We start from the raw sequence: 13,665 nt of genomic DNA on the forward strand, positions 1-13,665 counted from the left end.
GGCGTGGTGGGTTTGACGGTGGGACCGTGGTGCCTGTGCGGCGGCATCCCGCCGCTTCCGGCTGGTGATGGGCGCCACGGCTGCTCGACCAGTTCCGGTAGCCGGTATCGCTGGACGCGGCGAGTCTAGGCTTGGTCGGCTGGCGTCGCTGGCGGGTCGCCCGGATCCTGTCCGGCATCCGCGCGCCGGTAGTCGATCAGGGCTTGGACCTTGTGCTCGGGGTCCGGGAGTTCGTCGACCTTCTTCATCATGAACGAATCGAGCCTGCGCTGGGCCCGGTCCCGCAGCGCACGGCGTACCGGTTCCGCCAGCAGGACCAGGGCGCACAGCGTGATGACCCACCAGGGAACGTCGGCCAAGGCAGGGGAAACGGCGCCCGCGGCCACGCCGCGAAGCAGGGGCATCACCGTTGGTCCTCCCAGTCCTTTTGGTGCGGTGAGCCGTGCGCGCAGGCATGAGGTGGCTGACGGCGGGCGGTGACGAGTGTTGCGGACGGTCGGCCGGCGGTGCGCCGGCGCCGCGGGCCGCCGAGGGGCGGCTTCCGGAGCCGGAGCGCGCATTCTCCTGCGGGTACCTCTCCGCTGAGGGTGCTCAAATATGCTCAGCTGGAGGGGCGGAGAGACTGCAGCGGTTGGCCGGTGGCGTCAACGGTCCAGAATGACCAGCCGTTCCTGTTGGTCCGGATGCCCGGCTTCAGGGCGTGCAGGACCGCGCTCGCCGCCCCGCTTGGTGTCCTGTGATGCCCGGCTCCCGGGCCCTCTGGGATGGTCAGGCTCCGGCTGGCAGGATCGAAGTACCCGCTGATGCGCCGTCCCTCGTAGAGGGCGTGCACTGCGACGGGGCCGTCCGGGGCGGGGTCGGGGGTGGGCGGTGCGGCGGGGGAGTTCCAGAAATGCTCGATCAGCCGGCCTACCGCCTCGGACGGCGAGGCGTCCCAGGCGTCGGCGAGCAGGGTGAGCTTCGCGTGGGTGGTGCGGTCGAGCGGAACTGCGTACTGGTTGGGCATGAGAAAGAGGATACCTCGATTGAGGAGAATGAGCAAGAGTGAGGAAGGTGAGGGGATGGCGGAGGAGGGTAGGCAGGCGGCGGGCCGGGCCGTCCGCCCGGCCCAGAGGATGCGCCTCCCGGCGCAGGATGTGGCCGTCGAGCAGGAGTTGCTCGGCCTGCCGCGTCAGGCAAGGGGCCAGCCACGACATGCGGCCCGGATCTCCTCGGGCGCGGCTGGGGCCAGGGCCGGGAGCTTTGTGCATCAGGGTGTGGATAGAGGCCGGTCGCCGGGACCAGCTCCGACAGACCGGCCCCGGGCGGCTGCCAGTTGCGCGCACTCGAGTCCGTTGACGTCGATGTCGGTGTATAGCAGCAAGTCGGTGAGCGGGTGGCGGCGTTCGGCGAATGTCTCGGCGCAGGCTGGTGAAGGCAGCGCTGTTCTCCACAATCAGCATCCGCGGGCCCGAGTTCGAAGATGGCCAGCGGTGCCGGAGCGACGAAGGCCCGCAGGTGCGCAGGGATGCTCAACAGGCTGGTGGCGACCAAGTGGTGCGTGTCGGGCCGGGGGCGGATATTTCTCGTGGCAGTCGTCTCGTGCGTACCGAGTGCCTTGCCTGCGCTTTGGGCCATCGCGTCGCAGTCGTTGGGATCACGAAGTCCTTGATCGTCGGCGTAGCCATGCCTGCAGGCTTCGGACGCGGCCGTCTGGGACGAGCCGGGAGAGGGGGGCGCAGCATCTGCCCGGTGCCCGTGGGCTGTTGCCTCTGGGGGCCACGGTCACGATCGTGGATGCCGCGCTGTGACCTCGGGGCGGGCATTCGTTCATGTGAGGAAGCGGCCCGTCGCGGGTCGGGGCTGCGCACCTGCGGAAGGTCGTAGCGGTCCTCATCGTCGGCGAGGGCGTCCTGTGACATCAGGCGGTAGCGGTGCAGCAGCGTGGCCAACTGCTCCGGCCGGGTCTCTACGCTGGCCACCAGCGCTGCCAACGGCTCGGCGCGTGAGGTGCGTTCACCATCGGCTGTGGCGGCACGGACCAGGATGCTCAGTCGGCGGTCGATGTCCTCCGGCCACTGCACTGAGGTCGTGCGGCGCTGTTGCTGCAGATGCAGCAACTTCATGGCTCCCCCTCATGCGCGTCGTGTCCGCCAACCTGGTCCACGTCGGCGTCCTGGCGGCGCCCGAGAGCCAGTCGGATACCGGGTACGTCACCGGCATCCAGCGCCTGCTGGCTCCCGACTACGACTCCCGCGCCGCGCGCCGACTGACCGACGAGCCGGCCGACGGGTGAGGAGAACCGGTCGGCCGGCCGCACTGACTCGTGTCCCGGTCAGGCTGCCTCAACTTCCAGCTGGGCGGGGATGTAGCGGTTGCTGCGGTCCAGGCGGATCTCACGCACCCCGGTCAGCGGGCGCGTCAGAGGATCGTTGACCGCGGCGATGATCTGCATCGGCGTTCCGTCCGCGTCCGCGACGGCGGCCGCGTCGGCGAGCTGCTCCAGGAGCCGCTCGGCCATCTGCCCGTCCAGTCCCTGTCCACCTAGGCCGCTGAGCGGCGAGTCGACCATGAAGAACAGCGGGAGCAGCACCGTCGGCACCGCACGCGCCACATCGCGCAGGGCGAGCATGGCGCACAGGTTGGCCAGGGTCTGCGGGCCCCCGGCCACCGCCTGGTCGTCAAAGGCCAGCCCGTCCACGTGCGGCAGGAACGTCTCGGGGTCGATGTGGGCGTGGCGCACATCAGGGTTGACCGCCCTGAGCCGGGCCAGGAAGTGGTGCGACCACTGCTCCACCAGATGCTTGAGCTCGGTGGCGAGCTTCTTCTCGGCTTCCTTCCACATCTCGTGCGCCTGGTCCTTGGCCTCCTGCAGCCGGTCCCGTTCGGCCTCCAGCGCCGTCAGGACCCCGACCTCCTTGATGCGCTCCTGGAGCTGGTCCAGGCGTCCGGCGAGGTGAGCGGCCTTCTTCTCGTGCGTCAGGGCCGCCGCGCGGCAGGGGTCGAGGGTGGAACGCGTGACGTCACCGATTACCTGCTCGGCCGCCCGTACTGTCTCCCGGGCCGTGTCTTCCGTCTCCTGTGCCCGTGCCAGCTCGATTTCCAGCCGCCCGCAGGCCTGCCGGGCCGAGGCGAGCGACTTTTCCGTCTCCGCGAGGAGGGCCGCCTGGCCCGCCAGCCGCTGCGCGTGCAGCGCGTCCGGCTGCTTGCACACCCGGCAGTGGTCCTCGGGCAGGCCGTCCGCCTGCAACACCTGAGTGCACTGCGGGCAGTGCTGCGGCACGGACCCCTCCTTCCGGAGCCCCTCCAGACGGCCTTCCAGACGTCCCTCATGGCGCAGGGCCTGCCGCAGCCGTTCCTCCACAGCACCGGTATGGCGGCGCGCCGACTGATGTGCCGTCTTCGCCTGCTCGCGCTGCCTGTCCAGCTCGGCCACGTGCCGCTGATGCCTGCTCAGCTCCCCCTGAGCCTGCTTCGCCCGCTCGGCCGCGGCCGCGTGCTCCTGCTTCCACAGCTGCTCGGTCGCCTCCAGGTCCATCGGGCCGGGCAGCCCGGCGTCACGGCGCGCCGCGAGCATCGCCGCGGCCGACGCCTTCGCCTGTGCGTGGGCCGACTTGGCCTCCTGAAACCGCTGCTGGAGGCCGTCGATGTGCTCGTCGTGCAGGCCCAGCAGCACCCGCCCCGTCAGCCGGCGGACCGCGTCGCTTCCTCCGCCCAGGTAAGCGGTGGCAATGGTGGACTGCCGCAGCGCCATCCACCGCTCCACCTCGGCCAGCCCGACCCGGCCCCCGCCGCTGCCCAGGATCGGGATCCCCAGCAACTCCATCACGAACTCGCTGGCGCTTTGCTCACCGCCGCGCCCGCGAGCGACCGGCCGACGCACCTCGCCGACCGCCGGGTCGCTGAGGTTCTCGAAGGACACATAGCCGCCCCGGTGCACCGCCGGCCGCGTCGCCTGCCACCGCGTATCGCCGACACGGAACACCAGACGGACCTGGGTACACGACCGCACCGCATGCATGATCTTCCCGCTGTTCAGGCCCAGCGGATACAGCAGCGACTCGAAACCCGTCGACTTGCCGGACCCGGAACAGCCCACGAGCAAGGTCACCACGCCGGTGAAAACCTGACCCACCCAGTTGCCTTGGACTTGGAATTCGTGCCGCTCGATGATGAAAGACCGCCTACGCACCGCGCACATCTCCCTCCGCCCGGCCCGCATGGCCGAGTGCCCTGGCGCCAACGAACAGCGCGCGCCGCACGAGACGGGTGCCGTCGCATCTCATCCGCACGGATGATCAGCCAGCCCGCGTTCTCGGGCGTGACCTTCCGGCCGGGCGGTCTCGCGCAGGCACCTCCGAAGGGGAAGACCGCCGCCACGACACCGCTGCCCACGTACGACCCCGAAGCGCCCGCGGGAAGCCACCCATCGGTGGTGCTGCGAGGGGCCCATCCGGAGCGTCAACCCGTCATCGCGGCGGGGAGTTGACGTGACGTCATCACCAGGCAGACGCCCGTGTCCGACCGCACAAGCGGAGCCTGCCCGGAACGGGCGTCATACGCCTGCCCGCCGGATCGCGTAAATGCTCGACCATCACACGAAGTAGCGAGAAGGTGATCACATTCACCGCTCTTCGTCTCATCGGTCGTTGTCCCGGGGGAGAGACACCGCCGGCCAAAGGGGCCCGGTCATCTCCGTGACGAAGCAGGGGGCATCCATGGGACGTATGAAGAAGAACAAGCCGCGCCACAAGCTGCGCGGACTGCACGACGCCAGCCAGCGCCGAAGCACCAAGACCCGCGCGGCGCAGATCGCCTGGACGCCGCTGAAGCAGGCCTGCGGCTGTGTAGTCGACTGGGGATGGAGCAGCCAGAGTGCCGACCCGATGACGTTCACGGACTGGTACACCAGCCGCCTGACCTCCGCCTGTCCCTGGCACACCGATCCCGTGACCGGGGCGTCCGGCGCTGCTCTGCCCAACGAACTGACCCTCCAGCCGCACGGCACCGGCGTGCTGCTGCACGCGCGCAAGGCCGCCGCCGACCGCCACGAGCTCGGTGGCGAACTCGCCACCCGCCTCGCCCACGTACTGGAGACTGCCAGGCGGGGGAAACTGGCACTCCTGGACGACGCGCCGGCCGGATTCCGCAGCTGGCTGATCGCCAACACCGACGATCCGGCCCAGGCCTGGCTCGACCACGAGCTGTGCGAGATCGTCCTCAACCAGGGCCGTTCCGCCCTGCCGCGGGAGCTGCTCGAGCACCTGCCCGAGCAGCTCCGGACTTCTTCCGCCGAAGGCCCTCAGCCGGAGAGCGCGGCCTGCAACATCTGCTCCTTCTCCGCCGCCGAGGGCGGCATCCGGTGCGCCTGCGGACACGACTGGTCGTGCCACCCCGGCAAGGCAGGACAGGGCGAGCCGTGCTCGCACTGCCCCTGTACCGACATGCAGCACGTCTGAATGCCCGCACATGCCCTGCAAAGGACCAGCCCAGTGAACGCCTACGTCTCTGCCCTGCCTGTCTCCTGTCCTCCCGCCCCCGACCCCGGCGCATCCCGCGCAGTGTCCGTGTGGGAGCTCCTCCACGAGGCCCTGCACGCGCCCGCCCATCCCTGCCAGGGCGGCACGATGACTTACACCTCCAGCCTGCTGGGCGTCCCGGTGGCCCGCGACAGCCTCCTCGGCCTGGCCGATCTGCTGGCCGCCTCCGGCAGCGAACCGGAAGACACCTCCCTGCGGCTGGAAGGCCACGACAAGGAGGGCGCCGTCCTGGCCGAGACCACGCGGCGTGCCCGGCGCTTCCGACTGGGCCGCGGCTACGGGTCCGGGGTGTACCAGCTGTGTCGGCAGCCCGGCTGCGGCCTCGAGCTCACCCCGTACCGCACCCTGTGCGATGTACATATGACGGCCGCGGGTGCACAAACCGTCCAGGAACAGACCCGCCTGGTTGCCCAGGGCCTGAAGGCGGAGCGTGCGGACGCGGACTACAACGGCAGTCAGTCCATGCGGCAGCTGATGAAGGCCGCACTCGACGTCGGCATCACGGCCGCAGAACATGCCCGCTACATCGCCGCGCGACTCAACCTGCCCGACGCCGACAGCGAGGACGACTGGGACTACGACGACCACGAGTACGCGATCAGGGAGGACGAGGTGCGCCTGCTGCGCTACGGCACAGCCCGACCGGACGCAGGCCACAGCGCCGCCCGCCCGATCGGCCCCCGTGATCCCCTGCAACTTCCCGGCTCCCCCGAGCACTTGAGACTGGACTTCGCGTACATGACCGACGGGCTGTCGTTCCCTCTGCCCGACGACCTGCAGTACTGGCAGGTGCGCGTGCTCCACCGGGTACAGAAGGCCCTTTCGTACCCGGAACATGACCTGGGGCAGGTCGGCCGGCTGATCCTGGCAAGGACGGGCTGGCAACAGGACGCCTCCCTGCTGCACGACCTCGCCACTGCACACGTCGATGCCAGCGCCACCGCGATGGCCGCCCACCAGGCCGTCGACGACCCGGACAGCCCGATCCACCGGCTGGGCATCGGCGAGCACGGTGACCTGCTGCTCCTGCTCAACGTGGAGCTGGACCCGGCGTGGCGGGGCTTCGGACTCGGCTCTCTCCTCACCCGCCAGGCACTGCACGTCCTCGGCCGGGGAAGCCGGCTGATCGCCACCGGCGTTGAGGACATGGACTCGCCGGCCGGCCACCTGGTGCGCACCGCCGGGTTCCATCCGGTCGGCCCCCGCCTGGCCGTCTTCGACCGATCCTGTCAGGAGCAGCAGGCGGTGGGGCTGCGGACGCTCCACAGCGACCTTGTGGTTTCCTTGGCCAACCCGGAGCGGGACCGGCTGATGCCCTTCTGATCCGCCGGTGAGCGCAGCACTGGACAGGCCGTCCGGCCTGTCCAGCGGCGGCCGTTCGCGCCCCGCAGCGGGTACGGGCGCAGTCCTGCGTTCCATCACCAGGTCTGCAGCGGATCGTCCTCGAAATGGCCCACCAGCTGGCTGTCGAGCAGTTCCTCGGTGATGGCCTCGGCGCCGGTCTCGATGGCTTCCTGCGCGGCCTGGCACACCAGGTAGGACAGCGCCTTCATGTAGCCGCCGGTACGGCGGTGCAGGTGGGCGGCGAGCTTGAGCAGGTCACCGGGACGGTGCTGGTGCAGGCGCAGGTCCCCGTCGAGAGCCTTGACGACCTGGTGGAACAGCTCGTAGTCGGCGGCACTGTAGGGGATCGGGTTGACCGCCAGGGTGGGGATGCCGCCGGCGCCGCCGTCGGGCGGTGCGGGCCGTTTGCCGCGCCGGGCCTCGTTGACGATCTCCCGGGAGCCGGCCCCGCAGTAGACGAAGGAGACATTGCACTCGGCGGCGAGATAGCCGAAGTAGTCGAAGGCCGTCTTCAGTTCGGAGGTCTCCAGCCGGTCGATGCCGTCGACGAGGACCAGGCGGGTGCCGCGGGTCTTCATGACGTGGCAGACGGGGCCGGTCATGTCGGTGCTGCGCTGGCTGCTCTCGGGGTCTTTGGTGTGCTTGTGGCCCAGGAACTCGGCGAACGGGACCGACATGTCCAGCCTGCTGCCCGGGGCCAGCGGGGTGTTGATGTGGATGACGGGGATCCGTTTGGGGTCGGCGGGCAGCCGGTCACGGATGATGCCCTCGTAGGCCCGGCCGATCTGCCGCAGCACCGTGGTCATCCCGGTCTCGCCCGGCCCGTCGACGGCCAGGTGCAGCGGTCCCTCGCTGCGGGGGCCGCCCACCAGCCACAGCCGCCGTGCGACGGCTACCGCCTTCTTCAGCGCCGGAGTCTGCACAGTGCGCATGGTGGCGTGGTAGAGGATGCGTGGGTCGTCGAGCCCGAGGGGGTCTTCGGTCAGCGGGCAGGCTGCCAGGTCGGGCGGGTCGATGACGCGGTCGAGCTGGGCCAGCCAGCCCGGGTGGGTCGTCGGCGGCAAGAACCGGCCGGAGGCGTCGGGGATTTCGGGGAAAGCCATGGCGTGTGTCCTTGGAGACGGCCGGCGGTGGCCGGCGGGGGGTATCCGGCGCCGGCCACCGCTCGCAGACGGGGAAAGAGCTAGGACTGTTCGGCGGATGCGGAGTCGTGACCGTCGGCCGACTGGGGCGCGTGCGATGGGCTGCCCGGCAGCGCGAGACGCACAGTTGGCGCGCACAGCTGGCGCGGGTCGACGTCCATCACGGGCAGGCTGGCCACGCTGTGGTAGGCGGGGGCGGGGATGCCGCGGTAGGGGTCCTGTACCGGCGTCGGCCCGACCTGCATGCCCCGGTCGATGGGGGCTGGTTGCGGCGCAGTGGTGCGGGACGGGCCGCGGCCGGCGCGTTCGAGCAGGGAGCGCACCAGCCGGGCGATGGCCGTCTCGTCGCGGGTGTGGCCGCCCTTGTCGAGGTGGGCGGCGCTGGCCTGGTCCCAGACGTGTTCGCTCCAGGCGTCCCCGATCAGCCGCTGGTAGACGAAGTCCGCTTCCGCCCAGGTGTTGCTGCGACGGTCCTCGAGCCAGATCTTCTCCGGCTGGTGGGGGTGGTAGCGCACCGGCCACCGCTGGCCCTTGCCCGGCCACCCGGAGCGGGCGTTGCGGTAGCTGTTCAGGGCGCGGCTGTCGTAGGTGCGGTTGTTCAGGCGGATGCCCTTGTCGGTGACCTGCACCCAGGCGGTGGGCAGCAGCCGCAGCCGGTCCTCGGCGCTCAGGCGGACGGGGACGTAGCCGCTGCTGGCGATGTGGGCGGCGAACACCTGGTTGGGGGTGCGCGGCGGCATGGACGGCAGGAACGGGTTGCGCAGTTCGCTGTGCGGGCGCTGCTGCCAGCCCAGGGCGATCCACTGCTGCAGGAAGTCGTTGATCTGGTCGATGCGCCACAACCGCTCACCCGCGACGTTCTTGCCGCGGTGGGTGAGGTCCTTGCCGGTGTAGCCGGGCAGGAACTGGCTGAAGAGGCTTTTGACCGAGCCGAAGGTCCGCTCGATGATCGCCTTGTGGGTGGGGGAGTAGGCGCAGGCCGGGCGTACGGAGATGCCGAGCTGGGCGCAGGCGTCCATGAAGGCACGCCCGGCGAACACCTTCCCGTTGTCCATGATGATCATCTCCGGGATGATCACCGGCCGGGCGGCCGCGCCCGCCATCCGCTCGTCGGCCTCCACCAGCTGGGCGTAGGGCAGATCGGAGTCCTTCGCGCCCGCCCTGAGCGCCCAGTGCGGGCGCATCGGCTGCGGGGTGCACATCTCGGCCAGCAGGAACAGGGCGTCCACCGCCTTGGTGGCCCGCCCGCCGCGACGGCGGGAGCTGGAACCGGTTTTGGTGCCGCTGGACTTGGGCCGGATGACCGCGGCCAGGACCGACCGGCTGACCACGTCGATGGCCGCGGTCAGTTCCAGGGAGACGACGCGTCCGGTCTCGTCCAGGCCCAGCATGTCCAGCGAGGTGGTGTCGATCTGCACCTGCTCGCCCGGCGCCGTGGCCATGGCCGGCGTGAACGGCGGCTCGGGGCGGTGGCTGCCATCGCCGCGCCGGGCGGCGGCCTGCTTTCCGCAGACGATCCCGAGCCGGTCCAGCAGCCGGTAGAACGTCGCCCGGGAAGGCATCAGCTTCTCCGCCTTCTTCTTGAACTTCCGCACGCATGCCCTCCTGAGCAGCTCAAACAGCCGTGACCTGGTCCCGATCGACTTCTTCTCATGCCGCTTGTGCACCTTGCGCAGCAGCGTGACGACCTGTTCGTCGACCCGGCCGTGCCGGCTGGGGCCGCGCACCCGCCGCTTGTCGAGCAGCCCCCACACGCCCTGCTCCAGCCAGGCCAGCCGCTTGCGTTCCACCGTGGCCGCCGACACCTGGTGATGCGCGGCGCGCAGTTCGGCGGCCTTGGTCGCATACCGCTCGCGCAGGGTGGTGCGCTCGGGGTCGTAGCAGGCACGCGGAGCAGCGCCCGGCGCGGCGAATCCGGGCAGTCCCGTGTGTACTTCCAGGACATGGTCGAGCCAGAAGGTGACCTCCTTGCGGGCCTCCTCCGACAGCCCCTCCAGCAGGTCCGCGCCGCCCAGGGGCCGGCGCCCGGACACCGGCGGCGGGGCAGGTCCGTCGTCTGGGGCCGGTGCGTCCGGGGAGTCCAGCACGTGGAAGCCGGGGGAGCGGTGCAGCGTGTCCAGCAGCACGACGGCGTCCTCGCCGTCGGCATGCTGACTGAGCAGGTGCACTTTGCTGCCCTGCAGCGCGGTCACCAGATACGTCTCGCCGTGCCAGTGCACGGCGCTGCCCACCGCCACAACTTTGGGCCGGGCCGGTGCGTGCACCGCCATCAGCGCACCCCTCGCGGTGACCACACCAGGGAGCGGGCGGGCACGAACGGGGTGCTCCAGTCGATGAGGAGCTCGCGCTCCCAGACCAGATGCAACGCCCGGGCCACCGTGGCCAGTTCGGGAAGAGCACTGGCCCTCACCCCGTCGGTGAACGGGCGCGGCTGGGCGAACACCTGGTGCAGGACGCGCGCGGTGTCCGCATCCGCCAGCCGTGTGTGCCGGTAGCGGGCCAGCCGCTGCCGGTTCGCGGCCGCGGACGTGTCATCCGCGCCCGGATGCACTCGCGCCTCCCAGCCGGTCTGCTCGCCGGCCGCCTTCAGGAGCCTCGATGCCTCCTCCCAGCCGCCCGCGGTCCGCTGCGAGGTCTGGCACACCAGCAGCCGCGCGCGCCCGTCGGCCAGCCGGGCGAAGAAGTCCGGCACGTACCCTTCTGCGCTGTCCGCCCAGGCCAGCCGCACCGGCCAGCCCGTGAACGACGCCACCTGCGGATCGAACTCCAGCGACAGCGCCGCCTCCAGGGCACCCAGGCTCGCGCAGCCCGCCAGGTGGGCCTGTCCGGCAGGCCGCCACCAGGTGGCGATCGCCCGCCGGCCCCGGTACCGCGTCGGTCTCCACACCTCGCCCCGCTCCTCCAGCCGCTCCTGACGGACCTGGCTCACGGGTTTCTCCAGCAGCCGCCCAGCGGGGGACAGGAACTGCGCCCACACCACCTCAGCCACGATCCACACCTCTCACAACGCCACAGCACGGATATCGCCTGTGTGATCGATCAGGGCGATGCCGATCACCGTGGCCGCCCGCCGCGCGCAGGGAAAGCGATCCGGGTCGAACACCCTCGAACGAGCGAGCGCGCGCCGCCCCCGCGCGCCGTTCGATCGCACGGGCGAACCGGCCGTTGTGCCAGGTGAACCCGTATCGAGAAGACCGGGTAAGGGGGCGCAGGGCAACATCCGGCGCGCGCCTCGCTCGAACAGAGAGGGGACGCCGGGCAACACCCTGTGTGCGGGTCGCTCGAACGGAGCGGATTTTCCGGCCCGCTTCCTCGGCATCTGCGCAGGTCGACAGCCAACAAAACGTTCATGCGTGTAACGCATGCACTTTGCGGATTCCTGCATGCTGCGCTGACAAGCGCATCTGCTTCGACCGGCAGTGCCGCATCCCGGACCAAACGCCAGCGGGGGAGCCGACCCAACCTTGGACGGACTGTTCGACCTCGACATCATTCCAGAGCCCGGACCGCGGTCCGGCGGCCTGCCCGTGCCGGAGCAACGGCGCAGACTGCGCCGCCAGTCCAGGCTCTCCCTGCACCAGATCGCCGACGCCTGCGGCGTGAGCGAGGACACCGTCCGCGCCTGGGAACAGGGCAGCACCACCCCGCGCGGCGACACCGCGGCCATCTACCGCCATCTGCTGACCGCCCTGCAGGCCCGGCAGGAGGGCACTGCCGGGCCTCAACCCTCACCGGCACAGGCACCTGACTGGGCCGCGTTGGGCGTCCTTCGGCACGAGATCCCCGCCCAGGCGGCAGTCCACGCACCGTGCCGCCGCTGCCAGCAGCCCACACCGCACCGTGTCGGCGGCCACCCCCAACACCTGGGCACCCGCTGCCCCACACTCGACGCCGACCGGGCCCTGCCGGCCTCGCCCGCCCCCGGGCCGGGTCCTTCACGGTTCGCGGCCGGCGGTCCTGCGCTGCCGGTGCAGCGGCCGCTGCTCGAGGCCGGCCCCACGATGCGGCTGGCCTATCCGCCGATCAAGGCCCGGGGCATGTCCGACGGCCCCCTGGCCGTCCTCGAGGCCGGCCCGGCGGGGCTGATCGCCCATCTCGCCGACGGCCGCACCCGGACCTGTCCCGCCCACGATCTGCACGGGCTGCTGGCCTGGGCCGTGCGCACCCCGCTCGGCGCGGCCCCTGTCCGCCGCGAAGCCCTGCCGCCCGGCCCGCTGCTGGTACTCACGTCCACCGCCCGCGCCCGCCTGGCGCTGCCCGCCGGTCTGCCCGCCCTGCCCGCACGGCATCCACGCAGCGACCACCCGCTGCTGCAGCAGGCCCGGGCGATCGGCTGGCAGACCGACGCCGACGGCCTGGGCGCCTGGACCCGGCTGCACCCCAGTGGCGGTGATCCCGCCTGCGACCGCATCCACCTCGCCGCCACCGACTGGGGCGCCCTGCACCACGACGCCTGGAACCTGCCCGAACACCTCACCCCCGCCGAACTCGCCGCCGCCCTGGGCCAGTACACCGCGCTCGTGCGCACCCCGCTAGGCACTCCCGGTGCCTGCGGACACCAGCTCATGCGCGACCTGCGCCCGCCCGCCCACCGCCACACCGCCACCGGTGCCCTGCTGACCGGGGGCGTGGGCGGAGCCCTGACCAGACCAGTCGACCCGGCCCCCTGCGAGGCCCCGCCCGGCCACCAACTGGCCAGCCACCGCGCCGATCAGGACGCCCTCGCCGACACCGACATCGACTGGTGGCGCCCTCCCGCCCCCGACGAAGCCGACCGCCCATACGCGGTGTGCCTGGCGGTGAACCTGTTCCACCTCGCCGGCATCAGAGAGATCCAGGTCGCCGACGGGCCGGCCCACCACGTCCTCCGCCCGCCCATCGACCCCAAGCAGCCCGGCAGTTGGCTCATCGACCTCTCCGCCGTCCCCCAACACCCGATGCTGCCCCCGGCCTTCGCCGGCACCGGCCCCGCCTGGCACACCACACCCGCCGTCGCCTACGCCGCGCTGCGCGTGGGCACAGCCCAGCTGCCACCCCCCGCCGAGGGCTGGCTGCGCCCCGACCCGACCGGCCCCTACCTGGCCCCCTGGTACGACCACCTGCGCCTGGCCCGCCTCGCCGTCCTGGAACGCCTCGGGATCACCGCCACCATGGACAACCCCGACCTCCTGGCCGCCCTCGCCGCACTGGCCCAGGCCGACCCCCTGCAGCGGGCCCTCCTGCACGCCATGCACGCCACCGGCCAGGACGGGCTGGCCGCTCTGGCCCAGCCGCCCGCCCAGCCCGATCAGGCCGCGCTGGCCGCCTGGCCCAGCCCGAAGGAACCCACCTGGCGCCCCGACCTGTACGCCGCGGTCGTCGCCAACGCCCGCGCCAACATCCACCGCAAGCTCGCCCGTACAGCCCGCAGCGGCTACTGGCCCCTCGCGGTCGCCGGCGGCCACATCGTGTACGCCACCCGCACCCCGCACCTGACCGAGATCACCGACACCCCCTACAGCGATTTCAGGATCGGCATCTCGCCCGGCCATGTCCTTCCCGTCGCGGTGCGCCCGCTGCACTGGTACACGGCCCGCTGCGCCGAGGGCACCAACCCCGCCCAGCTGCTGAAGGACACCTGCCCGTCATGGTGAGCGCCCAGCGCGCCCGCGGCGCCCATC

The 13,665-nt window shown here is 71.4% G+C and carries 10 protein-coding genes; 4 read left to right on the forward strand and 6 right to left on the reverse strand.

Going from position 1 to position 13,665, the window contains the following annotated elements:
- Window positions 1–125: 125 nt before the first annotated feature.
- Together ACFWMZ_RS08835 and ACFWMZ_RS08840 are read right to left on the reverse strand one after the other, a co-directional pair.
- A complete protein-coding gene (locus ACFWMZ_RS08835; RefSeq protein WP_265701059.1) occupies window positions 126–404 on the reverse strand; it encodes a hypothetical protein in 279 nt (92 codons plus the stop codon).
- Between the two features lie 197 nt (window positions 405–601).
- Window positions 602–1,006 (reverse strand): hypothetical protein, encoded by a 405-nt coding sequence (locus tag ACFWMZ_RS08840; RefSeq protein WP_383200407.1) that lies wholly within the window; start codon window positions 1,004–1,006, stop codon window positions 602–604.
- Window positions 1,007–2,116: 1,110 nt separating this feature from the next.
- Here ACFWMZ_RS08840 and ACFWMZ_RS08845 point away from each other — a divergent pair.
- Complete coding sequence (locus ACFWMZ_RS08845) at window positions 2,117–2,275, forward strand: hypothetical protein (RefSeq protein ID WP_383200410.1); 159 nt, start codon at window positions 2,117–2,119, stop codon at window positions 2,273–2,275.
- A 39-nt stretch (window positions 2,276–2,314) separates the two neighbouring features.
- On the opposite strand, the gene ACFWMZ_RS08850 is transcribed toward ACFWMZ_RS08845, so the two are convergent.
- Window positions 2,315–4,180 carry a hypothetical protein gene (locus ACFWMZ_RS08850; RefSeq protein ID WP_383200413.1) on the reverse strand — a complete coding sequence of 622 codons (1,866 nt, stop codon included), beginning with the start codon at window positions 4,178–4,180 and terminating at the stop codon, window positions 2,315–2,317.
- Between the two features lie 517 nt (window positions 4,181–4,697).
- On the opposite strand from ACFWMZ_RS08850, the gene ACFWMZ_RS08855 reads away from it, so the two are divergent.
- Window positions 4,698–5,438, forward strand: a complete 741-nt coding sequence (locus ACFWMZ_RS08855) for a hypothetical protein (RefSeq protein WP_383200416.1) — start codon at window positions 4,698–4,700, stop codon at window positions 5,436–5,438.
- Window positions 5,439–5,471: 33 nt separating this feature from the next.
- The gene (locus tag ACFWMZ_RS08860; protein WP_383200418.1) at window positions 5,472–6,842 is read left to right on the forward strand and encodes a hypothetical protein; all 1,371 of its coding nucleotides are present in this window, start codon (window positions 5,472–5,474) and stop codon (window positions 6,840–6,842) included.
- A 95-nt stretch (window positions 6,843–6,937) separates the two neighbouring features.
- Here the strand turns inward: ACFWMZ_RS08860 and ACFWMZ_RS08865 are convergent, their stop codons facing one another.
- From ACFWMZ_RS08865 to ACFWMZ_RS08875, 3 genes are all read right to left on the reverse strand, one after another.
- Window positions 6,938–7,966: a TniB family NTP-binding protein gene (locus ACFWMZ_RS08865; protein WP_383200421.1), complete on the reverse strand. Its 1,029-nt coding sequence runs from the start codon at window positions 7,964–7,966 to the stop codon at window positions 6,938–6,940.
- Window positions 7,967–8,046: 80 nt separating this feature from the next.
- Window positions 8,047–10,275 (reverse strand): Mu transposase C-terminal domain-containing protein, encoded by a 2,229-nt coding sequence (locus tag ACFWMZ_RS08870; RefSeq protein ID WP_383200424.1) that lies wholly within the window; start codon window positions 10,273–10,275, stop codon window positions 8,047–8,049.
- A complete protein-coding gene (locus ACFWMZ_RS08875) occupies window positions 10,275–10,994 on the reverse strand; it encodes a TnsA-like heteromeric transposase endonuclease subunit (RefSeq protein WP_383200427.1) in 720 nt (239 codons plus the stop codon). Before ACFWMZ_RS08875 ends, ACFWMZ_RS08870 begins: the two co-directional genes overlap by 1 nt.
- Window positions 10,995–11,469: 475 nt before the next feature.
- Here ACFWMZ_RS08875 and ACFWMZ_RS08880 point away from each other — a divergent pair, with 475 nt between their 5' ends.
- Window positions 11,470–13,638, forward strand: coding sequence for a helix-turn-helix domain-containing protein (locus ACFWMZ_RS08880; RefSeq protein WP_383200430.1), 2,169 nt, complete (start codon window positions 11,470–11,472; stop codon window positions 13,636–13,638).
- Window positions 13,639–13,665 lie beyond the last annotated feature (27 nt).

Origin of the sequence: Streptomyces sp. NPDC058373, from assembly GCF_042723275.1 — a bacterium.
Lineage (GTDB): Bacteria > Actinomycetota > Actinomycetes > Streptomycetales > Streptomycetaceae > Streptomyces.

Bases quoted from the DNA above. Each gene is read 5' to 3' on its own strand.
- ACFWMZ_RS08835 (WP_265701059.1), bottom strand. From the start codon at position 404: ATGCCCCTGCTTCGCGGCGTGGCCGCGGGCGCCGTTTCCCCTGCCTTG.
- ACFWMZ_RS08840 (WP_383200407.1), bottom strand. From the start codon at position 1,006: ATGCCCAACCAGTACGCAGTTCCGCTCGACCGCACCACCCACGCGAAG.
- ACFWMZ_RS08845 (WP_383200410.1), top strand. From the start codon at position 2,117: ATGCGCGTCGTGTCCGCCAACCTGGTCCACGTCGGCGTCCTGGCGGCG.
- ACFWMZ_RS08850 (WP_383200413.1), bottom strand. From the start codon at position 4,180: ATGTGCGCGGTGCGTAGGCGGTCTTTCATCATCGAGCGGCACGAATTC.
- ACFWMZ_RS08855 (WP_383200416.1), top strand. From the start codon at position 4,698: ATGGGACGTATGAAGAAGAACAAGCCGCGCCACAAGCTGCGCGGACTG.
- ACFWMZ_RS08865 (WP_383200421.1), bottom strand. From the start codon at position 7,966: ATGGCTTTCCCCGAAATCCCCGACGCCTCCGGCCGGTTCTTGCCGCCG.
- ACFWMZ_RS08870 (WP_383200424.1), bottom strand. From the start codon at position 10,275: ATGGCGGTGCACGCACCGGCCCGGCCCAAAGTTGTGGCGGTGGGCAGC.